The 20,984-nt window shown below is 52.5% G+C and carries 18 protein-coding genes; 6 read left to right on the top strand and 12 right to left on the bottom strand.

The features are described 5' to 3' along the window. The gene (locus PHE17_RS08895) at positions 1-1,221 is read left to right on the top strand and encodes a glycoside hydrolase family 18 protein (protein WP_301015480.1); all 1,221 of its coding nucleotides are present in this window, start codon (positions 1-3) and stop codon (positions 1,219-1,221) included. On the opposite strand, the gene PHE17_RS08890 is transcribed toward PHE17_RS08895, so the two are convergent. Genes PHE17_RS08890 through PHE17_RS08875 form a run of 4 tightly spaced genes read right to left on the bottom strand, consistent with a single transcriptional unit; the run spans position 1,218 to position 6,059 of the window. After that, positions 1,218-2,180, bottom strand: a complete 963-nt coding sequence (locus PHE17_RS08890; RefSeq protein ID WP_301015479.1) for a hypothetical protein — start codon at positions 2,178-2,180, stop codon at positions 1,218-1,220. The genes PHE17_RS08895 and PHE17_RS08890 overlap by 4 nt on opposite strands. Further along, positions 2,177-4,141 carry a polysaccharide deacetylase family protein gene (locus PHE17_RS08885; protein WP_301015478.1) on the bottom strand — a complete coding sequence of 655 codons (1,965 nt, stop codon included), beginning with the start codon at positions 4,139-4,141 and terminating at the stop codon, positions 2,177-2,179. Before PHE17_RS08885 ends, PHE17_RS08890 begins: the two co-directional genes overlap by 4 nt. Further along, positions 4,138-5,469: a glycosyltransferase family 2 protein gene (locus tag PHE17_RS08880; RefSeq protein WP_301015477.1), complete on the bottom strand. Its 1,332-nt coding sequence runs from the start codon at positions 5,467-5,469 to the stop codon at positions 4,138-4,140. The genes PHE17_RS08885 and PHE17_RS08880 overlap by 4 nt, the downstream gene beginning before the upstream one ends. Positions 5,470-5,480: 11 nt before the next feature. Continuing rightward, positions 5,481-6,059 (bottom strand): hypothetical protein, encoded by a 579-nt coding sequence (locus tag PHE17_RS08875; RefSeq protein WP_301015476.1) that lies wholly within the window; start codon positions 6,057-6,059, stop codon positions 5,481-5,483. A 236-nt stretch (positions 6,060-6,295) separates the two neighbouring features. Between PHE17_RS08875 and PHE17_RS08870 the strand changes: the two genes are divergently transcribed. Further along, positions 6,296-7,930 (top strand): sulfatase-like hydrolase/transferase, encoded by a 1,635-nt coding sequence (locus tag PHE17_RS08870; RefSeq protein ID WP_301015475.1) that lies wholly within the window; start codon positions 6,296-6,298, stop codon positions 7,928-7,930. On the opposite strand, the gene ntrC is transcribed toward PHE17_RS08870, so the two are convergent. Then, positions 7,927-9,345: a nitrogen regulation protein NR(I) gene (gene ntrC / locus PHE17_RS08865; RefSeq protein WP_301015474.1), complete on the bottom strand. Its 1,419-nt coding sequence runs from the start codon at positions 9,343-9,345 to the stop codon at positions 7,927-7,929. The two genes, PHE17_RS08870 and ntrC, sit on opposite strands and share 4 nt — an antisense overlap. Then, positions 9,332-10,387 (bottom strand): nitrogen regulation protein NR(II), encoded by a 1,056-nt coding sequence (gene glnL, locus PHE17_RS08860; protein WP_301015473.1) that lies wholly within the window; start codon positions 10,385-10,387, stop codon positions 9,332-9,334. Before glnL ends, ntrC begins: the two co-directional genes overlap by 14 nt. A 321-nt stretch (positions 10,388-10,708) precedes the next feature. On the opposite strand from glnL, the gene PHE17_RS08855 reads away from it, so the two are divergent. The 4 genes from PHE17_RS08855 to PHE17_RS08840 all read left to right on the top strand — a co-directional run bounded on the left by PHE17_RS08855 (position 10,709) and on the right by PHE17_RS08840 (position 14,437). Beyond that, positions 10,709-11,023 carry a DUF485 domain-containing protein gene (locus PHE17_RS08855; RefSeq protein WP_301015472.1) on the top strand — a complete coding sequence of 105 codons (315 nt, stop codon included), beginning with the start codon at positions 10,709-10,711 and terminating at the stop codon, positions 11,021-11,023. 11 nt (positions 11,024-11,034) lie between these two features. Next, positions 11,035-13,071, top strand: a complete 2,037-nt coding sequence (locus PHE17_RS08850; protein ID WP_301015471.1) for a cation acetate symporter — start codon at positions 11,035-11,037, stop codon at positions 13,069-13,071. A gap of 203 nt (positions 13,072-13,274) precedes the next feature. After that, the gene (locus PHE17_RS08845; RefSeq protein WP_301015470.1) at positions 13,275-13,745 is read left to right on the top strand and encodes a hypothetical protein; all 471 of its coding nucleotides are present in this window, start codon (positions 13,275-13,277) and stop codon (positions 13,743-13,745) included. 2 nt (positions 13,746-13,747) lie between these two features. Then, entirely contained in the window at positions 13,748-14,437 is a 690-nt protein-coding gene (locus PHE17_RS08840) for a hypothetical protein (protein ID WP_301015469.1), read from the top strand. A 7-nt stretch (positions 14,438-14,444) separates the two neighbouring features. Here PHE17_RS08840 and PHE17_RS08835 read toward each other — a convergent pair whose 3' ends face one another. From PHE17_RS08835 to PHE17_RS08810, 6 genes are all read right to left on the bottom strand, one after another. After that, complete coding sequence (locus tag PHE17_RS08835; RefSeq protein ID WP_301015468.1) at positions 14,445-15,239, bottom strand: hypothetical protein; 795 nt, start codon at positions 15,237-15,239, stop codon at positions 14,445-14,447. A 22-nt stretch (positions 15,240-15,261) separates the two neighbouring features. Next, positions 15,262-15,837 carry a hypothetical protein gene (locus PHE17_RS08830; protein WP_301015467.1) on the bottom strand — a complete coding sequence of 192 codons (576 nt, stop codon included), beginning with the start codon at positions 15,835-15,837 and terminating at the stop codon, positions 15,262-15,264. Further along, positions 15,834-17,084 (bottom strand): VWA domain-containing protein, encoded by a 1,251-nt coding sequence (locus PHE17_RS08825; protein WP_301015466.1) that lies wholly within the window; start codon positions 17,082-17,084, stop codon positions 15,834-15,836. The genes PHE17_RS08830 and PHE17_RS08825 overlap by 4 nt, the downstream gene beginning before the upstream one ends. Positions 17,085-17,159: 75 nt before the next feature. Continuing rightward, positions 17,160-18,392, bottom strand: coding sequence for a hypothetical protein (locus PHE17_RS08820; RefSeq protein WP_301015465.1), 1,233 nt, complete (start codon positions 18,390-18,392; stop codon positions 17,160-17,162). 78 nt (positions 18,393-18,470) lie between these two features. After that, entirely contained in the window at positions 18,471-19,568 is a 1,098-nt protein-coding gene (locus PHE17_RS08815) for an MltA domain-containing protein (protein WP_301015464.1), read from the bottom strand. 59 nt (positions 19,569-19,627) lie between these two features. After that, positions 19,628-20,851, bottom strand: coding sequence for an MltA domain-containing protein (locus PHE17_RS08810; protein WP_301015463.1), 1,224 nt, complete (start codon positions 20,849-20,851; stop codon positions 19,628-19,630). Positions 20,852-20,984 lie beyond the last annotated feature (133 nt).

Genomic DNA, 20,984 nt, shown 5'->3' with positions numbered 1-20,984 from the left:
ATGAATAAGGTGCAGCGGTTTGCGTTATTTTTCTTACTGGCGTTCGCGCTGGTAGCGGGTAGCGTTTTCCTGCAACACACCATCCGTCGACTGCTGGATGCGCCCATTTACAACCCCAACCCGTGGGTAACGGGCTACCTGCCTGCTTACCGCCAAAGTGACGATGGCATCCGCTTCATGCGCAGGCAAGATTATGCGATGCTAACCCACCTTGCCCACGCCTCATTCCAACCCTTGCCCGACGGTACGCTGGATGAAGCCGCGAATGTGTATACCCCGGAACACCGCCAACAGGCTGTACAGGCAGCACGCGCAACACATCGCCCGGTGTTACTGGTGATCATGGGATCATACGAAACCTTCAGCGCCGCGATCCGCCCCGACACCCGCCAAATGTTTATTCACAATATCCTGCGTACTTTGGATACCGATGGCTACGACGGCGTGGACATTGATATGGAGCCGATTACCCGCAAGGCCAAAACAGACAACCCTGATTTCATCCAGTTCATCAAGGACTTACACAAAGCCTTACAAACCCGCCACAATCCGCGTTTGGGCAGGCCACCGCTCTTGACCGCTGCGGTGAGTTTGAATGACCGTCATGTAATGGCGAAACTCTACCCGCAGTTTGACCAGATCAATATCATGACTTACGACATGGCACAGCCTTATACTGGCTGGGTTCCGTGGTTTGATAGCGCCTTGCACAATGGGGATTTCATTTTCCCCGGACACACCCATGAAGTACCGTCAGTGGAAAACTGGGTGGAAGCATTTCTGGATGCAGGCATTCCGCGCCGCAAACTCGGCATCGGTATCAGCTTGGATGTGGCTTGCTGGCAAGGTGGAATCGTCCGCGAAGGGCAAGGTGTTACCCAAGCGCGGGAGCCGTGGGTGGAAGCACCGCAGTATTTCAAGCGCAGTTACGCGGAAATGTCACAAAGCGGCTGGATGCCAACTACGTACCGCTGGGATAAGGCTGCCCAAATGGCATGGTTCAGTGTGGATTCCCCCGACCCTGCGCAGGATATGTTTTGTAATTTCAACGACCCGCAAGCGATTGCCGCCAAGCTAGAGTTTGTCCGGGAACAGGGCTTGGGTGGCTTGATCGTATGGGAACTGGCCTTAGATCAAGATGACACGCAGCCAAACAAGCCGCCTCCCCTGCGCAATGCATTGAGGGAGGCATTAGCCAAGCCCAACCGTAAGCTCAATTAGAAGTCGAAGGTCACGCCCACGGTCACGCCGTTTTCATGCCATCTGGAATCATTTTGGTTGGATTTGTAACGGTGCGCGTCCAGCGCGAGTTTGGCATTCTTGCTGATTTTGTAATTCGCCCCCAACGAAACACCGTAATCATTGCTGGTACTCGTGCCAGCCGCGCGGCTCCTGCCCACACTGAGGCCGGAACTGAGTTCCAGTTTCTCATTCACCGGAAAACTGGCATCCAGCACCACGGCGGCGGAGCGGTTATTTTTAGGCGTCCAATAATTGGTTTTTTCTTGGGCGTAATCCAAATGTTCGACTTCCACCCCCGTCCATACCCAAGGCCAATCTGGGGAAATGCCGTAATACGCCCCGGCTTTGCTTTGGCGGGCGCGGTTGCCATCACTCAAGCGGCGGCGTTCGGTATTGGCTTCCAAACGTACCCGTTTGCTGGGGCGGTATTTGATGTCAGCCCGCGTGCGGGTTTGCGTCAAGATGTCATTATTATCATCAGCGACCATGCCGTCGCGGAAAGCAAAATCTTTTTCATGCTCCAAACCGACCGTGACTTTATCGCTCAGCTTGCCTTCGACGCGCCCACGATAGGTTGTCAGGTTTTTGCTGCGGCTACCGTCATTGGCTTTTACCTTGCCCACGCCGAGACCGCCTTCAATGAAAACGCGCTCATTCAGGTCTTTTCTGCCCCAGACTTTTGCTTCGGAGGCTTTATAACGGATGTCACGTTCTTTCAAATTGTGTTGGGAAGCTTTGACGCCTAAACGACCACCCGGCATTTCTGTGGCATAGCCAAGCTCGACCGTGTGGCGTTTAAAGCCCTCGGAGGTATTAACGTTGTCAAACTGGCTAAACCAGTCGTCATTGCTGCCGCCATCACCACCGGCAAATGCGGCGGGGGAAGTGAGTGCCAAACCGATGGATGTACCCACGAAAAGGGGAGTTCGTATTGTCATTGGGGTTCCTTATGTTTTAGTGTTGAAAATGTATTGGTATCCGTGACAGGCTGCTGGGTGAGCTTGCCATCGCTCCCCACCTGCAAATGCACGGGCTTAAATGCCTGTAGGTCTTGCTCAGTAACCGGGCTGTTTTCCAGCAAACGTTGGCGTAACCGCCACCAACCGGCTATATCGTTGGCGGTGGCGAAATAGGCATTGCTGTCATGGATGTAATCCGCCAATGCCTCCACCGTCTGGAGGTGCGCCTCATCACCCATGAATTGGGTATGGAAACTAAACATCAGCAAACCACCGACTTGCTTGATCCAGTCGGTTTCCTGCTTCAATTGCTTGATGCTTTCACTGTCGCTCAGCTTGTAATCGTCCCACAGCACGTAATCGTCAGTGCTCATGCGCGGGATATTGACCAGTGAATGTTGCCCGTCTTGCGTGGTATACACACTGGGCACAAAGCGATCGCGTTCGATATGGGTGATGAGGTGCGTCATGCCGTTATTCAGCAGGGCGCTCAGGGTATCGTTGTTATGCCGCTCTTCCGGGGGACGGAACGTGAGCACGGGTTTGCCGGTAAGGGTTTCCAGCACTTTTTTGCAACGCGCCAAGCGAAGCTGCTGAGTTTCGAGGTCATTGCGGGTAAAACTTTGGTGATTATCGCCGTGACAGGCAACTTGCCCCGTGGCTGCTAACAAACGGGTGAGTTCACGGTGCTGTTGCGCCTCGTTTGACAGCATGTACCAAGTAATCGGGTAATGTTTAGCCTGGAAAAACTTAGCTACCGCTTCCGCATTGCCGAACTGGTCTTCGGTATCCTCCTCCATCAGCGCGGCAAACGGTGCGCCACTAGGCCACATCCCCCAAGATGCATAAGGCTTTCCTTCCAGATAGCGGAAAATGGCGGCAAGAGTTGCCTGAAAATACGCCCGGTTGATTTCTGGGGCATGATCATCGGCATTGGGGGAAAAATCCATCCATACCAAACGCCCGTTTTTGCCTCGCGCATGGGCAAATAAACGGGTACTGCCCTGCCCTCCGGCAATATGGTCATCGTTGATGGCGATGCCTTGCGGCCTTGCGCTGCTTGCTTGGTAATCGGGGAAAGCGGGTTGGACTGACAGCACCAGCCCAGCATCCAAGCCCAAGGTCAGCTCACGATCCCCCACCAAAGCAATGTCTTGCATATCGGCACTAACCGCTGAGGAAAACACCAAACCATCCAAGGTAAATGGTGCATTTCCGGCTTGGAATGCCTGTTGCGGCGGCCCATAGGCGAGGACTTTTCCCCCGCGATCCAGCAACCCGTCGATTTGCGGCACTGACCAATGCCCCGGCAGGATGACGTACAAGCCGTGAGGATTACGTTTATGGCATTCCGCGAGCTGCTTCCATGCGCAATCGACGCTTTTTACCTGATAGCTATTGGCAAACTTACGCCACTGGGACAAAGCAATTTGCGTGGGGGAGCGCCCGTTATGCATCCATGCCAGCGCCGCATGGTCATACACCAACACCATGCCCTGCTTTTTTAGGTAAGCCACCTGCTGCGGGAGCGAAAGCAATTGCTGGGTTTCATGCCTTTTCCACTGATAGCTGTAAGCACTCAGCGCTTGCTGTTCTTGGTCGGTCAAGTCAATCGGCGCTGCCAGCTTGTCCCGGTTGCCATAGAAGGTGGCAATAAGCGCCCCCGCCACACCGAGTACAAATATGGCGGTTAACAAATACTGTAAGAATGTCCGCTTCTTCGCAGGTGCTGGTTTGCCGTGAAGCTTGCCCGCGTTAACAAACGCTTTTTGCTTGGCAGGCAGGTAACGGACAAAATAATTCCCCTCATAGCCATCCCCACGTTGCGCCGCCGCTTGACCACGGCTCGCCCAATGGCGGATGTAAAAAATCACCACCCCCACCAATATCAGTGCGATGATCAGGACGAGGAACATGACCCCTAGCAATTGCCAGTTCATGCTTCACCGCCTGCTTGCAGCATCCCGAGCCGTTCCACTTTGTCCCATGACATGAAGGTGGAACGCCATTCGTCAAACAGCGCCAGTACACCCCACGCTTGCAAGGCATAGCTGTAAGAAAGCTTTTGCAGGATCAGCAGTGGGAACCACTTAAAAAACTGCGCAAAGGGTGTCGCCAGCAGCAAAGCCAATACATCCAGCAACAACAGAATGCCAAGCCACGCCAGCAACATATTCACTTGCGCAAAATAAATGATGTTCGCCACCATGAATAAGGTGACACCGAAACCCAGCATTTCGAGCAGGAAACTTTCGACCACCAAAAACAGCGCAATCAAAGGGCGGCGCATTCCCGGCGCAAGGATCAGCGCCAAGAAATTGTCATGCATCGCCTGATAAATCCCACGCTTCCAACGGTAGCGTTGCCGTAACAGGCTAAAAACGTTATCGGGCGCTTCAGTAAACGCCTGCATGGTGGCTTCACTGCTAATCCGCCAGCCCAACACCAATAAGCGCACACTCAAATCGACATCTTCAGCAAACAATTGGCGGTCTTCACGGAAGCCACCGGCTTGGGCAAGCGCACTGCGCCGGAACAAACCAATCGGCCCCGGCACAATAGTGACAGCACCAAACCATGCCAGCGCCTGACGCACAAAGTTCTGGCTAATCATGTATTCCAACTGCTCAAGCCGGGTCAGCACATTGGTTTCATTGGCAACCATGACATTCCCCGCCACGGCCCCCACCTGTTGATCCTGAAAGTGGCGCAGGCCATTGCGCAGGCTATCTGGGGTAATACGCGAATCAGAATCCACACACAGGACGAATTCCCCCACCGCATGAATCAACCCAGTATTCAAAGCATTGGCTTTACCGGCATTACTGTGGGAAATGATCCTGACCGGAATCTGGCGCGGGTTGGCGTGGTTCAGCAATTGCCGGACATTGCGGACGGTTTGGTCGCTACTGCCGTCATCGACCACAATGATTTCGTAATGCGGGTAATCCAGTTGCAACAGGCTGAGCAATGCAGGCGCAATCACCGCTTCCTCATTAAAGGCTGGAATAATCACGCTGACATAAGGCAACTCCTCGTCAGCCAAATACGGCAGCGACTCAGACTCTTGCGCCAAGCCCGCAAAAAACAGCAGCAACATTTGCCGGACAAGCACCAACACCGCCAGCAGCATAAAGAAATGCACCATCAGGGTATGCAAAGGAAGTGAAACTTCCAACGCCGCCGCCAAACACAAGCCCAGATAAACAAGGCTCACGAAAATCAGCAATACCCGGACTTTCCCGCCAGCCCCTTGCAACCACTGCACATCCCTCCCCATTAGTGATAAGCCTTCACTTTTAAGGACATCTTGTTATCCACCTGGCTGATCACCAGATAACAATCCAACAGGGAACTGCACACCTCCCGCAAACGCTGGTGTGGCTCACCCTCGACAGTAGTAAATTGCGCCAACACCACACCATCAACGGCACGCACGGCCTCGTGAATTTTGCTGACAGAAATGGTGGCAAGGTTATGGCTTTCTAAATTGAATAAGAGGTCAGCATTCAAAAACGCGAACCGGGAGGCTTTCTCGCCGCCCAACAGCTTAATTTCGCTAAATAAAGCTTGGTAGTCGGTGGAAATGTTCAAGGAACGGCTAAAACTGGCTTTGTAAGACAAGATGCAGAAATCTTCGTTGTCCAACATCGCCTGAAAGTCAAAGCCAAACTTCAGGAAACGGTCTAACACCTTTTCCGGCGCATCGAAGGTAATCAAGGTAACGTGTTCGCCCTGCTTCAAGCCGGTGTCGATAAACAGCGCAATGCCCAGCAAACCAGAAAAGCGGTCGGCTGTTTCCAGCATATTGAAGGATCGGGCAGGCAATCCTTGGTAGTTTTGGTCGAACAGGGGCACGCCCCATTGACCTCTTGAAGTTGTCAATTGCATATTTAACCGGCAATCCCTATCCAGCAGTTAGGTACTGATTGTGGTTAGGGGATGCAGGTTTTGCCATGTATGGCAGGACGTTTGGTAGGGGAACGCTGCTTAACTGTATTGATTTTGGGTAGACTTCCTTTTTCTATGCAACCAATGTTACAAATTGATGACAAAGACGTTATTCTTGCCAAGAAAATTTTATTGGGGAAATCATGTCATTCATCTGGTTGCGCCGCTTACCGTTCATGATCGCACTGCCCGTAACGCTATTCATGTTCTATGTTTTGACCGTAGAGCAAGGCAGCACCGGGGTTTGGGGTGGAATCTATAACAGGCTATACATCATTTTGGCATGGGTAATGCTAGCAGTTGGCCTGTTCTTGCTGTCACGTCGCCCTTGGTTTTCGGCGGGGCTTGCCTCCACCGTGATCGGCGGGCTATGGATCGGGGCAGCCATCAAATACCAGTTTTTGGGTTCCCAATTAGTCGCACCCGACCTGATCGTTGCCGCCTTAAGCGCCGAAACCTTACTGGAAATGGGGCTACTGCCAACACTATTAGTCATTGGCTACCTGCTGCTGTTGCTGATCGTGTTTGCCGTGGAAAAGCCGCTCACCGCATGGCAACGCAAGCACGCCAGCCTCACCTTCGGCAGTGTCGCCCTGTTGTTTATGGCACTGAACATCCCGGCGTTTTACATTGACCTGCAATGGACATCGCAATACCAAAATACCCTGCCCATTTTTGTCCAAAGCATCTGGCGCACCCAACTGGAAGAACCAACCCAAGCGCACAAAAGCAGTTATTGCTGTTTCAAATCCGACAAAGTAGCAGAAACGTTCACCGCCACCCCCGATAAAAAACCCAACATCATCGTCATCCTAGAAGAATCCACCTTCCCCCCCGAAGAAGTCTTGAACTTTAAGGCACAAGACAAATTCTTCAAAGATGCTTACCCGCTCAAGGTGTACACCGCTGGCGGCAGTACGTGGGTACAAGAAATTTCCTTTTTGCATGGGGTTGCCCCGCCGCTGTACGGCAACGGATGGAAATCCATCAATCTATTCGCCCCCGGACGCTTGGATGGCAGGATAGCCCGCCAATTGGCAGGCTTGGGTTACAAAACCAAAACCATTTACCCGATTGCCGGACGTTTCTACGGTGGGCAACGCTTCCACGAACAGTTAGGCATCCAAGATTTCATTGACTGCAAAGCCATGCCGGAATGCGCCAAACGCAAATGGAACAAGATGCCCGATGAGGTGTTTTTCGATGAAGCGGTCAAACAGGTGAAACTCAACGAGCAGCCGCTATTCACCTTTGTTGCCACCATGCGCCAGCATTCGCCGCACGAAAAAAGCACGACGTTCGACACCAGCCGCTGCAAACCGGGCTTGACGGAAAAGCAGTGTTCCATCATGTTGGATTACAGCGAACGCATGAAACTGTCGGTGAAAGCCTACGAAAGCCTGCTGGCGCAACTGAAAAAACTGCCGGAACGCACCATCGTGGTAGCTTTCGGCGACCACATCCCCGGCGACGTGGCGGCGTACTTCACCGAAGAAGATTTCTACAAACAAGACCGTTTCCGCACCTTTTTCAATATCTGGGATTCTGCCAACGGCTTTGTCACCCACAAAGCACTGGAAGGCCAAGAATTTGAAACCATCGACATTGCCATGCTGGATGCGCTAACGCTGCGCTACGCCGGGTTTGAAAGCCGCTACTTGACCGACAAGCTGGTACACATGCAGGAATGTTCCGGCAGCTTCTGCGGCTTCGGTGTGGATGCCCCGATTAGCGGAACGCGCCTGACCCAGCTCAACACGCCGCCCGCTTCGCCTTAATTGTCCTCAACCCCAAGTTCTTTGAGCTTGCGGGTCAAGGTATTGCGTCCCCAGCCCAACAGTTCTGCGGCTTCGATCTTGCGCCCGCCAGTTTTTTTCAACGCCGCTTGCAACAAGATGCGCTCGAAAATCGGGGTGAGTTCATCCAGCAGGTTCGCCGCGCCCTTATTGAGTTTGAAATCGGCAAATTGCGCCAAGGACTTTTCCCAGTTATTAGGGATTTCCGGTTTATTGGCGTCGGTTTCCAGCAGCTCGGCAGGTAAATCATCCATGACGATTTCACGCCCGGAAGCCATCACCGTCAGCCAACGGCAGATATTTTCCAGTTGGCGCACGTTCCCCGCCCACGGCAGGCTTTGCAGGTGCTCTGTGACGCGCTGTGACAGGCTTTTGGATTCCACTTGCAGCTCTTCTGCCGCACGGCGCAGGAAGTGGTTGAGCAGCAGCGGGATGTCTTCACGGCGTTCCCGCAGCGGCGGGTTGTGGATGCGGATGACGTTGAGGCGGTGAAATAAATCCTCGCGGAACGTGCCTTTGTGCACCAGCTCTTCCAGATTTTGGTGGGTGGCAGCAATGATGCGCACATCCACTTTTACTGGCGTGTGCCCACCGACGCGGTAAAACGTGCCTTCCGCCAATACCCGCAATAAACGGGTCTGCAATTCAGCGGGCATGTCACCAATTTCATCGAGGAACAACGTGCCGCCATCGGCCTGCTCAAAGCGGCCTTTACGTTGTGCATACGCACCCGTGAATGCACCTTTTTCGTGCCCAAACAATTCCGACTCCAGCAACTCGCGGGGAATCGCCGCCGTATTCAGGGCAATAAACGGTTTGTTGGTGCGCGGGCTGTGGGTATGTAGGGCTTTCGCCACCAATTCCTTGCCCGTACCCGATTCGCCGGTGATCAACACGGTAATGCTGGATTTGGACAAACGCCCGATGGCACGGAACACTTCCTGCATCGCCGGAGCATGACCGATGATTTCACGCCCGCCCAGCAACTCAATGTGCGGATCAGCAGCCACATCAGTTTCGCGCTCACGGCGCATTTTGCAAGCACGCCGCACCAGATCGACCGCTTCATTCACGTCGAAAGGCTTGGGCAGGTATTCAAATGCCCCGCCTTGATACGCGGATACCGCACTTTCAAGGTCAGAATGCGCGGTCATAATGATCACGGGGATTTCAGGGTATTCGCGTTGCATCCGTTCCAACAGGCGCAAGCCGTCTGTGCCGGGCATACGGATGTCAGTCATCAAGGCATCGGGCTGCTGGGTACGCAGGGCAACAATGACCTGATCCGCCGATTCAAAACTGCGCACCTCAATCTCCGCTTTTTGTAAGGCGCGTTCCAGCACCCAACGGATAGAGCGGTCATCATCGGCAATCCATATATTTTCAGCGAGGGGCATGTCCATTCTCCAACGGAATCAGGATAGAAAAACACGTGTAACCGGGCACTGATTCATACTGGATCAGCCCGTGGTGGCGACGTACCAACGACTGTGCAATTGCTAGGCCAAGTCCGCTGCCTTCCGCATGACCACTGACCATTGGCAGGAACAGCTTGTCACGCAAATGCTCGGGAACGCCTGCCCCGTTATCACAAATATCAACTTTCAGCACATGGCGGTAACGCACCTGCTGGATGGTAAACTGGCGCAGGATACGGGTACGCAATTGCACCACGCCTTTGCCATCCAATACGCGGATAGCATTGGTGACAATATTCAGCACCACCTGCACCAACTGGTCGCGGTCGCCTTGGAACTCCGGGATACTGGGGTCGTAATCCCGCACAAAATGCAGCTCTGGCGAAGCACCGGCACTGACCAGACTGCGCACATGCTCCAACACCTCGTGAATGTTGACAGCTTCTGGGCGCGGCAAGGTACGCGGCCCCAATAAGCCATTCACCAGATTTTTCAGGCGGTCAGCTTCAGAAATGATGATCTGCGTGTATTCCTTGAGTTCCGGGTTGTCCAGCTCGCTTTCCAATAACTGCGCAGCGCCACGCAAACCACCCAAAGGATTCTTGATTTCATGCGCAATGCCACGCACCAGTTCGCGGATCGCCTGCTGCTGGTGGATCATCTGCTCTTCACGCACGATACGTAACTGACGGTCAACGCGCTGGATTTCCAGCAACACATGGTTTGTCCAGTCATGCACGGATAAGGGCGTAATGATGCAATCAATGGTGATTTGTTCACCATTGCCCAGCTCCACCGCACACTCACGAATCGACTGCGGATCGTGCTGACACCGCGTCAGCTCCAAATGCTCATGAAAAATATCGCTGCGCAAAAGCTGTGCAACCGGCTCTCCCAACGCCCGCTGCTGGCTCTGCCCAAACAGCACTTCCCCCGACTGGTTCATGTAAACCACCCGTTTTTTCTCATCCAGCACCAAAATAGCGCAAGTGAGGATGTCCAACAGATCATGACGGTTCATTTTTGCTTCTTTCATGTGAAATAATATGCAATTTCAGTGCCATAGCTGATAATTCCGTAAAATCAGTAGGATAATGGACGATACGCACTCTTTTTGCACGTTTTACCACTATCTTTAAGCACCATTTTGGTGCAAAAACAAGATTGTCGACAATAATGATGGGTTTATTGTAGAAAACGCTTATATTTCCCCTAAAGCACCGCACAAATATCTACAAAATGTTGGGCAATCCATAGAATTTATGCTTACAGCAATTTACATCCTGTTTGCATTCAAGCTAAACTCGAAGCGTTTGTAGCTCAAACGGAGGAGTCTTATATTATGTCGTCAAACATCAACTGGGCCGCTATTGATAGCGATCCTCGTTTTCAGGCTTTGCACAAGAAGAAAACACTATTCTTGTGGGGTCTGATGATCTTTTCAATCGTTTACTATTTCCTGCTACCTATTGGGGCTGGCTACTATCCTGAACTGTACAAAATCAAAGTCTGGGGGCCGGTCAACGTCGGCATCCTGTTTGCTTTGTCTGAGTTCATCGTAGCTTGGAGCATTGCCTTTATCTACACTCGCCGCGCCAACCGCGATTTCGATGCTATGGCAGCCGAAATCGTCCGTGACGCACATTTAATGAAGTAAGGGAGAGAGACATGAAGAAAACTTTCTGGACTGGCTCGATAGCCCTGTTACTGACATTGTTGGCAAGCCAAGCAGCCTTTGCTGCGGACGCTGGCGCCGTAGCTGATAAGTTCAAGTTCCTGACATTCTTGGTATTTGGCGCGATCATCGGCCTGACCATGTACGTTACTTACCGTGCTGCAAAGCAAACCCACTCTGCGTCTGACTTCTATGCCGCAGGGCGTTCTGTTACTGGTATTCAAAACGGCTGGGCGATTGCCGGTGACTACCTGTCAGCAGCATCTTTCCTCGGTATTGCTGGTCTGATCTCCCTCTACGGGTATGATGGCTTCATGTACTCCGTAGGTTGGTTGGTGGCTTACATCACCGTACTGTTGGTCATTGCTGAACCCTGCCGTAACATCGGTAAATACACACTGGGTGACATTCTGGCTTTCCGTAACGGCCCTAAAGCATCCAAAACTGTTGCAGCGATTTCCACCGTTACGGTTTCCACTTTCTACCTGACTGCACAGATGGTAGGCGGCGGCGTTCTGGTCAAAACCCTGATCGGTATTGACTATGAAATTTCCGTTATGGCGGTAGGCGTGCTGATGCTGACTTACGTTATCTTCGGCGGCATGAAAGCAACCACTTGGGTTCAAATCATCAAGGCAATCCTGCTGGTAACAGCTTCTATCTTGTTGGTTGCGTTCACTTGGGGTCAGTATGGCTTCTCCTTCCCTGGCTTCCTGCAAGCGGCTGTTGACAATCCTGACATCCAAAAGCAAGTTGCTAAACTGGTCGGCGATGCTGCTGCCAACATGACACCTGCTGAACTGGGCCAACGCTTCCTCGAACCTGGCCTGTACCTGAAGAGCCCGATTGACCAAATCTCTCTGGGTATGGCTCTGGTACTGGGTACTGCGGGTATGCCACACATCCTGATGCGCTTCTTCACTGTTCCAACAGCACAAGCTGCACGTCAATCTGTTATCTGGGCAATGGCTATCATCGGTGGCTTCTATGTCCTGACTCTGTTCTTGGGCTTGGGCGCTGCAATGCACGTTACTCCATCTGCTATCGCAGGTCTGGATAAAGGCGGCAACATGGCTGCTCCATTGCTGGCACAGTTCATCGGTGGCGGTGCTGACTCCGTACTGGGTAACTTGTTCTTGGCATTCGTTGCTGCGGTTGCATTTGCTACCATCGTAGCGGTTGTTGCTGGTCTGGTACTGGCGGCTGCTTCTGCAATGTCCCATGACTTGTATGTGGGTGTTGTACGTGGCGACCACGCTACTGCGAAAGAGCAAATCACTGCTGCCCGCGTTGCTACCGTTATCGTTGGCGCATTGGCTATCTACGTTGGTATTGCTGCTAAGGGTCAAAACGTTGCCCACTTGGTAGCACTGGCCTTCGCGGTTGCTGCATCTTCTAACCTGCCAGCGGTCTTCCTGACCCTGTACTGGAAGAAAACCAATACCTACGGCGTCGTCGGCGGTATGTTGGTTGGTGCAATCAGTGCTATCTATCTGGTAATGATCTCCCCGAACATGACTTACCCATTGGCTAAAATTGCTGATGCGAACAAAGTCCTGCAAGGTGAACCTGCAAAACCAGCCGTAACAGAAGCAACCCCTGCTGTGGGTGGTTTCATGTGCGAACTGTTTGCAGACCCAGCGTGCAAGAAAGCAGTGAAAGCTTCCCCAGAAAAACCAGCGAAGCCCGGCGCAGTTGAAAAACTGGCAAAGGCGCAAGCTGATCTGGCAACCCTGACTGATGAAGCAGCAAAAACTGCTAAGAGTAAGGAAATTGCTGGTCTGGAAAAAGCCATCAAAGCTGCTGAAGGCGACTTGAAAAAGTTTGAAGGCCAAACCACCAGCATGATGGGCTTGGAAAAACCGACGTTCTTGCTGAAGAACCCTGGTTTGATCTCCATCCCATTGGGCTTCTTGGTGACAATTCTGCTCTCACTGTTCACTCGTGACCGTCGCGCAGAAGAAATGTGGGACGAGTTGTATGTTCGTCAGAACACTGGTATCAACGCTGAAGCTGCGCAAGCACACTAAGCGGCGATTGCCATCTGGCAAACTTGTCGAACAAAGGAAAGGCCCTTCGGGGCCTTTCTCTTTTCCCCCACTTTTTTATTCCCCGACTACGTAAACCTTGCTTTATCTCATTGTATACAGGGCATTTAACCCCTATCCTAGTAGCATAAAAACAACACGACAGATACCTTACACACGCTAGAGAGAAAGAGAGATTTTCGTTAATGAGTGGACTCGTTTTTTATCATCGACCCCACAATCCACACCCGGCTTTTGAGGTGCTGAAAAGCGCCATCGAAATCAATGGGGAGCACCGCATCCATAGGGAATTCAACGAATTCATCGTTGACCAGTATGTGATGGCTGATTCGCTTACATCCCGTGTGATTGCCATTGACTTTGACAATACCATTACCGCTGATGTGGATTTCTACCTTGACCTCATCGACGCTTACCGCGCCCACAATTGGGAACCCATCATCTGTACCTTGCGGGATGACCTACACGGCAACCTCGAAGAAATTCATGACAAAGTGCATGATGCAGGCATCAAGGTATACACCACCGATGGCAAACGTAAACGCGCCTTCATGCTGCATGAAGGGATCAGCGTCGGCCTGTGGATCGACGATTACTTCCCCGGCATCAGCCAGTGCGGAACCCCATTCCTCCTGAACAACGGCATAGACTATTAATTATGGATACGGACTCTAGCAAAGACATTCTAGAATGTTTCGTGCAGGGTAAGTTCAAACGCATGAACTGCCCCCAATGCGAAAACACCTTCCTGACCAATGTGTACGAACTGAGCTGCTTTGACCACGGCAAACACCTCCGCGTCAAATGTGCCCGTTGTAAACAGGTTTTTCTGGCTGACACGACCACCGCTGCATGGGCGGATTACGTCATCTTGGAAAAATACGCCTTGGGGCTAGAATATTTCAGCGATGCCATCAAACAGATGGATTTGGTCAAAGTCCCGTTCATCCGCCGCATCGGGGTGCTGGATGAGGAAAACAATAACCTTGACCCGTCCACTATCCGCCTATTCTCTTACGATGAACCCGACTACCGCATGATTTACGTCATGGAGCGTTTGGAACACCTAGACGAAGCCGACTCCAATTTCTTCACTGAAAATGTCTACGGGATGGACTGGAAAGACGAGCAAGCCCGTGGCGAAATCATTTCGTGGATTCGGGAACGCTACGGCGATAGCTTGGCGGACGACATCCGCAAATTATGCAAATATTTCCGCGAACACGAAGCACACCTTGCGTGGGATTTGCACGGCGACAACCTGATGCGCCGTATTAAAGACGGCGAAATCGTGGTGATGGATCCGTTTGCCCCCAAGATGGGTGATTTCGTGGGGGCAAGCGAATAACCGTTACTTAATGGCGTGGTGGCGGTGGCGCATAGCCGCCGTTGTCAGGCCAGAAACGGTTGCCACCGGATGAGGTGCGGCATTCTGGCAATATGTGTTTGTCGCACAAGGTCTGCCGCCATTCGTATTTCAGGAACAGCTTTTCCATTGGGCTGCTAACTGGCTCAAAATCAACCGTATGGCTGGGCGAATACGTAGACTCACCGAAACCTGTCCCCGGCGCAGGGGCAGCAGCAGGAGCCATCGGGGAAGGCGCTGCCATGCGTTCTTCTAACATCGGCACGGGAATGGGAACATTTTCCGCATACGCCGCCATCGCAATCACCCCCATCGCACTGGTATCACCCCACGCAGCCGCATAGGAATTCGTCGACTCCGTGAAAAAGAAGCGGTTAGTTTGGTTTTGCCCTGTGCGCCAGCCCTCATAACTGCTGCTTTCATAAGGTTCCAAAATGTACATGCGCTCATTATTGGCTAAGTTTGACTGCTTACCGCTGAGGATGTTACGCCCATCCACCGCAATAACGACACCAACACGTTGCCCGGAGTGATTGGTTACACGCAGACGGTAACGCTCGCCCGGATTGGCTTGCACATAAGCGCGGTAATGCGCAGGATTGCCATTAACCGGGAATTCGCGGGCAGCGCCGCTTTGGTCGCCATCCACTTTCACATCCACCGCCAATGATGGACGGGCAATGTCGGCGTAATTGGCATGGGCGTCATTGATGACGGGGTTTTCCACGCAGCCTGCCATCACTAGCAGGGCAAGCGCTGCCATTTTCAGTTGCACTCGTTTCATAACTTTGTTCCTTCTTATCGACTTACTTGAAGTTGGACAACTTTTTTAGGTCAATTGCATTGGCATAAGCGATCAAATCAGCATCCATCCCCTTCTCGGCATTGATCTGGATCATGAAAGTGTTATCTACCACCATCATCAGGCCGTTATCCTTGAGGATAGCTTGCTGCCCGTTAATCATTTGCACCTTGCCGCCTTGAGCAGCCGCCCCGAACATCGGGTTGGTGAAAATCGCCATCATGCTTTGCATCATCGGCGAATCTGCCATGATCTCAATGCTGAGGTTTTTGTCATCCTTGCTGTAAGTACGCTTGATGGTGGAACCACCACCCAACATGGCAGAACCCGCGCTGGAAGACGTGGCTTCTTCCGCTGCCCAACCGTCCAACGGTTCCGGCAAGACTTGCTGCATGGCTTCAGCGCGTTGTTGGCGGATAAACTGGGTTGCCAACTCCAGTTGGGCAATGGCTTGTTGGGTTTTGCCTTCTTTGTACAGGGCTGCGGCCTTATCAATGGCATCGCTGGCATCGTCCGCCCACGCGCTGGCAGACAGAGCCAAACACAGGGCAGGCAGTAACATTGCTTTTTTTAAGTTCATGGTTGCGTTCCCCCAATCTGGATAGGCAGTTCTGCCATGACCTTCTTGTCAGGTGCTGCCTCAAATTTGAAGACATACACGCCTGCGACTTCCGGCAGCGTGAATTTCATGGGCTTGTAGTTTTCAACGGCATCTTCGCGCACGTAACCCAAACCAACCGATTTCGTGCCATTTTGCGGATAAAGGCGCACATCGCCCCGCAATCCCAACGGCGCATCCAATTTCACTTCGATCTTACTGCCCTGTGCGGCTTGAGCTGGCGCGAGCAGCTTGATTTCCGCTTCGACAACCTTCACAGCAGCTTCAGCAACCAATTCGCGGTGATCGCCTTTTGCCAACCGAACGACAAAATCCCCTGTTACGTTAGGCATACGGAACTTGGCAGACTTATAACCGCCTAATTTTTTATCTTGATACAAATATTGATGGTTTACTGCCACATTTTTGCCAACCATAAACAGTTCAAGGTGCATACCAGCATCTTTCGTCATGTCGGCATCACCTTCCACCTTCACCTCAATTTCTGCGCCCTTGATGGTTTCAGCAGGGGTAACGGTCAGCGTGGCCTTGGGCAATACAGGTGCTTCGGGCTTTTTCTCAGGCGCTGGCGCGGGTTGGGGTTCTGGTTCGGGGGCTTTGGCGGTTTGTTCCAGCGCCGTTTTGAGTTCGCCTGCATTGGCAGCGGAAATGAATTTCCCGCCCGTGTTTTCTGCCAGACAGCGCAAACCTTTTTGGTCTTCCACCTTGGCAACATCGAAACCGATGACGTGCGCGGTGAAATCCACACCGAGCTTTTCCAGTTCAGTCCCCAATGCACAAGGATCAAGGTTACAGGTTTCCACCCCATCGCTGATGAGGATGACAGTGGCTTTTTCTTCGGTGTATTTGAGGGCTTCTGCGGCATGTTTGACGGCGGCGGAAAGCGGGGTTTTGCCTTTGGGGGTTAAACCGTCAACAATTTTACTGATCTTAGCGGCATCCACTGCACCCGCCGGAAGCAGGGTTTCAATGTCGTTGCAGTCATCCTTTTGACGATGACCGTAAGCGACCAGTCCGACCGAGCGGCCTTCAGGCCAATCAGCCACCAAAGTTTTGAGGGATTCGCGGGCAATGTCGATTTTGGCTTTACCGTCAATTTGACCCCACATACTGCCGGAAGCGTCCAGCACCAGCATGGCACGTTCTTCAGCTTGTACAAAAGGGGCACAACACAGCAGCACACCTGCCAATAACGTATTTTTGTTCATGAGCATTCCTGTAGATCGCAAGTTTACCCTGCAATCTACGCCCCATTAGCGGGTTAGTTCATGATACAAATCAAATTAACGATAAGCCCGCAAGGATACAAGATTACTGGTACTGCTTTCATCGGCGTCCGCATTGGCTCCATGCACGGGAGCTAGCATATCCAGCAAATCGACATCGGCATGATCCTGAAGGGTAATAATGCTGGCTTGCGGCAACACAGGCGCTGCTACAGGAGCAACCTCCTCGGTAGGAACGATTACCTCCTCCGGCTGCTTTTGCTTTTCCGCTTGTGGCTGCGCCACCGATAGCGAGGAAGACACATCCATGACGGCACGTTCCAACGTCGACAACATCTCGCGGGCGTTGGTCACGCCTTTGTGCAAGTCATTGGAAATCTGGTCGGTCAGATCAAGGGTCTTGCTGATACGTTCCACGCGGATGTGGTCAATCTGTTCAAACTGCTGACGGATGCGGCGGCTGAGGTCATCGCTTTGGGCTTCACGGATGCGCATTTCGCCGAGATGTTGGCGGCTTTCTTCCAAACCGGCAGTCAGTTCCGAACGCGCTTGGTCGGTGGTTTGGAACAGCGCCGTAAACTGTTCGCTGGCTTGCGATTCCATCCCCGACATTTCTTGATTGAAGCTTTGGAAAACCTCATCAGCATCTTGCTGGTAACGTTGCATTTGCTCCAACAAGTGGCTGGACTCTTTAAGCATGTCTTCCAGACGGCTATGGACTTCGGCAGACAGGCGGGTATTTTCCTGTTGGTGTTGCACTTGCTGCTGATGATGGTCAATCAGCTTGCGGGTGAAACCTTGCGCCATTTTCTCTTGGTCACGCAGGCGGAACAGACTTTCGTCAACACTTTCCAGCCCTTCTTTTAACTTGCCACGGATGCGCTTGACGCTTTCCACGGAATCGCCCAATTGCTCATCCCAATAGCCTTGCAGGTGTTGCAGACGTTCGCCCAGTTGGGTGGAAATGTCACGCATTTCATGCTCAGCCGTACTGACGCGCTCAATCATGCGCTCGACTTGCTCAACCCGTGCTTGGGTAGCCTGATAATTGCGGCTGACATCAGAAACCTGATCCTTGAGCTTCTTCACCAAACTTTCGGCATCTTGTGCGCCGTGTTGGGTAATTTCCAATACGTCGGCAATGCGTTTGCGGTCTTTTTCGGCTTGTGAGCGCAGTTCGCGGATACCCCGCACATCGCGGTTGCCACTTTGCGGGTAAAGCAGCAAAAGCGCCCCTACCGCCGCCATTAAGGCAATCAGAATAATGATCCAGTCGATGTAACCCAGCATGAATAGCCCCCTATTCCATACTCATTATTATTATCAAAATACCCCTGCCAATATGCAGGGAGTGAAAATTAACAGGTCTCATGACCCACTCTGCAACAGGAATGCACGCCCTGCGGGGAAAAAGCGCTGTATCTGTGCACGCCCCTCTTCCCCTTCGCCGGTATAGATACCGATACGGACAGCGCCCCGGTCGTCGGAACTGCGGTCTGTTGCTAAAAGCACACGCCATTCATGTTGCACGATTTTTCCATCCATGTCACGTATTGGCAATTCCGCCAGTAAGATAGAACCGAAAGGGATCATGCTGTTATCCACCGACGCCGTATACCCCGGCACGACCGGCAAGCCAGAAGCGCTGCGCAATACATCTTTGACCGGGCGGAAAAACACAAAGGATTGGTTAGCGTTCAGCACCTCATCCAACTTATCGGGATTTAACCGCAACCACTGGCGGACAGCATTATTGGACAAATTATCGGTGCGCAGATAATTATTTTCCTTCATGTAACGCCCGATGCTGACATAGGGGTAAGCATTTTTACCCGCGAAGCCCAGCAACTGAGTTTTGCCATCCGGGTAACGGATCAAACCAGACCCCTGCACTTGCATGAAGTAATACTCAATGGGGTCGTTTGTCCACGCGATTTCCAGCCCCTTATCACGCAATGCCCCCTGCATGATTTCACGGCGGGAAGGCAAAGGCGCATCCGTTTTGGGTTTGGTATACACCGGGTAGCGGTATTCCGCCGATGCCGTTTTTTGCACATCCAAGATAGGGGTGAAATAACCGCCGTACTGCACCGGGCGCTTATCCTGCGGGTTGCCCAGTGCGTAAAAGTCAAACTGTTGCCCGATGGACTTGCCGGGAACCGTTTTACCGTCCATCCACGCGATCACTTGTTCAACGGTACGGATCAACCGCGCCTTATCCATTGGCCCGTGATAGTCCGGCGTTGCCAGCCGGGAAACATCGGTGGTTTGTAAATAAACCGCCATATCTACCAGCGCATTACGCAGTTCCGGGGTTTTGCGGATACAGTGTTCATCCAAGGTCAAACTCGCCCCTTGAATCTGGACATCGCACCCTGCGGGCGCGGGCGCATCAGCCGCTTGCACGGCAACATGACACATCAATAAGACACCGACAGCGGCGTACAACAATTCCTTGCGTTGCATCAGAATTCCCTCAATTCTCCATACACTAAGCTAATAAAGAATTCTATGCGGAATAGTTGCTACATACCAGCGACATTCTCCCCGCGCCCGTACCCCGGCCTGCGCACCAGCATGTAGGCTTTGCGGAAGCCGGTAATCCCGTGGGCGAGGTTTTCTGCCGGTTGCCCAAAGCCTGTGTATAAATCCAGCCTACCCGCTCCTTTGATGTCCCCGCCTTGATCCTGCGCGAACAACAAGCGCCAGTCTTGCCCCACGTTCTGCCCGTCGGCATCAATGCGCGGCACTTCTGCCAGCAATACTGCCCCCAGCGGAATGTAGTTACTGTCGACAGCAATAGTATGTCCAGGAATGACCTGCAACCCTGAAGATGTTGTGGGTAAACCCGAGGTCAACTTAAAGAACACATAGCGCGGGTTAGCCGTTAATACCTCCCCAATTTTGGATGGATTCTCCCGCAACCACTCGCGGATGGCCTCATTGCCGTAATTGCGCGGCCTAAACCCTTGCTGGCGCATGTAATCGGCAATACTGCGGAAACGCTTACCATTATCCCCGGCATACTCCAGCACCATTTCACTCCCATCCGGGAAACGCGCAACACCGGAACCTTGCACTTGGGCAAAAAACAGGTTGACGGCATCATTCGTCCACGCCACTTCCAAGTTCCGCCCACTTAGGGCGCGGCTGGCAATTTCAGCGTGGCTCAACGATGCCAACCCGCCCGCTGGCTTGCGGTAAATGGGGATGCGGTATTCACCGTCAGGGTGTTCATGCACCGACAGCAAGGGGGTGAAATAGCCGGTATATTCCGCTTCCGCCGCACGCCCTGCCGAACTGAGTTCACGCAAGAAAAAACGATCCTGTAAGGTTCCGGGCGCAAGTCCATCGTGCCATGCGAGCAATTCATTCACGGTTTCCAGTAACGCGGCATTGGAAACCCTGCCCCATAAGGGCGCAACCTGCGCCGCCAAGGGCAAACGCTTGAGGTAATTGGTCAAGCCCAATAGCCCCTGACGGGTACGCTCATTCTTACGGATACACTGGTCAGGCAAGTTCAAGGCTTGGGCAAAGCCACAATCCAGTGCCGCACTGTCTGGCGAATAGGAAGCATAGGACGCTTGCTGGTATACGGGGTTCACGGGACGAGGTGGCGCATAGACACGGCGTGGCTGCTGATAAGGTTGCCCCCAAGATTCCCACGCTGGAGCATTGGCTGACGCCGATAGCGGCAAACTCGTGGTTACGCATACCAGTACGGCTGCCACGGAGCAATGTCTGGACATGATAGACACCTGTTATTGTTATTTATTGTTGGGTTTTGGTCTGGCTTAATTATGCGGACAAAGCCCCGGTGACAACAGCCATGAACGGTACAATCGGATAAGTGGCGCATTTGTGATGCTAGTATAGATTTCA

It is taken from the genome of Thiothrix sp., assembly GCF_028714775.1.
Classification (GTDB): domain Bacteria; phylum Pseudomonadota; class Gammaproteobacteria; order Thiotrichales; family Thiotrichaceae; genus Thiothrix.
Note: the sequence above shows the minus strand (reverse complement) of the source record. Positions and strands in the feature narration are given on the sequence as shown.

Excerpts from the sequence above, each read along its gene's own strand:
- PHE17_RS08820 (WP_301015465.1), bottom strand. The coding sequence starts at position 18,392 with ATGCTGGGTTACATCGACTGGATCATTATTCTGATTGCCTTAATGGCG.
- PHE17_RS08885 (WP_301015478.1), bottom strand. The coding sequence starts at position 4,141 with ATGAACTGGCAATTGCTAGGGGTCATGTTCCTCGTCCTGATCATCGCA.
- PHE17_RS08815 (WP_301015464.1), bottom strand. The coding sequence starts at position 19,568 with ATGCAACGCAAGGAATTGTTGTACGCCGCTGTCGGTGTCTTATTGATG.
- PHE17_RS08835 (WP_301015468.1), bottom strand. The coding sequence starts at position 15,239 with ATGAAACGAGTGCAACTGAAAATGGCAGCGCTTGCCCTGCTAGTGATG.
- PHE17_RS08830 (WP_301015467.1), bottom strand. The coding sequence starts at position 15,837 with ATGAACTTAAAAAAAGCAATGTTACTGCCTGCCCTGTGTTTGGCTCTG.
- PHE17_RS08890 (WP_301015479.1), bottom strand. The coding sequence starts at position 2,180 with ATGACAATACGAACTCCCCTTTTCGTGGGTACATCCATCGGTTTGGCA.
- ntrC (WP_301015474.1), bottom strand. The coding sequence starts at position 9,345 with ATGCCCCTCGCTGAAAATATATGGATTGCCGATGATGACCGCTCTATC.
- PHE17_RS08870 (WP_301015475.1), top strand. The coding sequence starts at position 6,296 with ATGTCATTCATCTGGTTGCGCCGCTTACCGTTCATGATCGCACTGCCC.
- PHE17_RS08810 (WP_301015463.1), bottom strand. The coding sequence starts at position 20,851 with ATGTCCAGACATTGCTCCGTGGCAGCCGTACTGGTATGCGTAACCACG.
- glnL (WP_301015473.1), bottom strand. The coding sequence starts at position 10,387 with ATGAACCGTCATGATCTGTTGGACATCCTCACTTGCGCTATTTTGGTG.
- PHE17_RS08850 (WP_301015471.1), top strand. The coding sequence starts at position 11,035 with ATGAAGAAAACTTTCTGGACTGGCTCGATAGCCCTGTTACTGACATTG.
- PHE17_RS08845 (WP_301015470.1), top strand. The coding sequence starts at position 13,275 with ATGAGTGGACTCGTTTTTTATCATCGACCCCACAATCCACACCCGGCT.
- PHE17_RS08825 (WP_301015466.1), bottom strand. The coding sequence starts at position 17,084 with ATGAACAAAAATACGTTATTGGCAGGTGTGCTGCTGTGTTGTGCCCCT.
- PHE17_RS08840 (WP_301015469.1), top strand. The coding sequence starts at position 13,748 with ATGGATACGGACTCTAGCAAAGACATTCTAGAATGTTTCGTGCAGGGT.
- PHE17_RS08855 (WP_301015472.1), top strand. The coding sequence starts at position 10,709 with ATGTCGTCAAACATCAACTGGGCCGCTATTGATAGCGATCCTCGTTTT.
- PHE17_RS08895 (WP_301015480.1), top strand. The coding sequence starts at position 1 with ATGAATAAGGTGCAGCGGTTTGCGTTATTTTTCTTACTGGCGTTCGCG.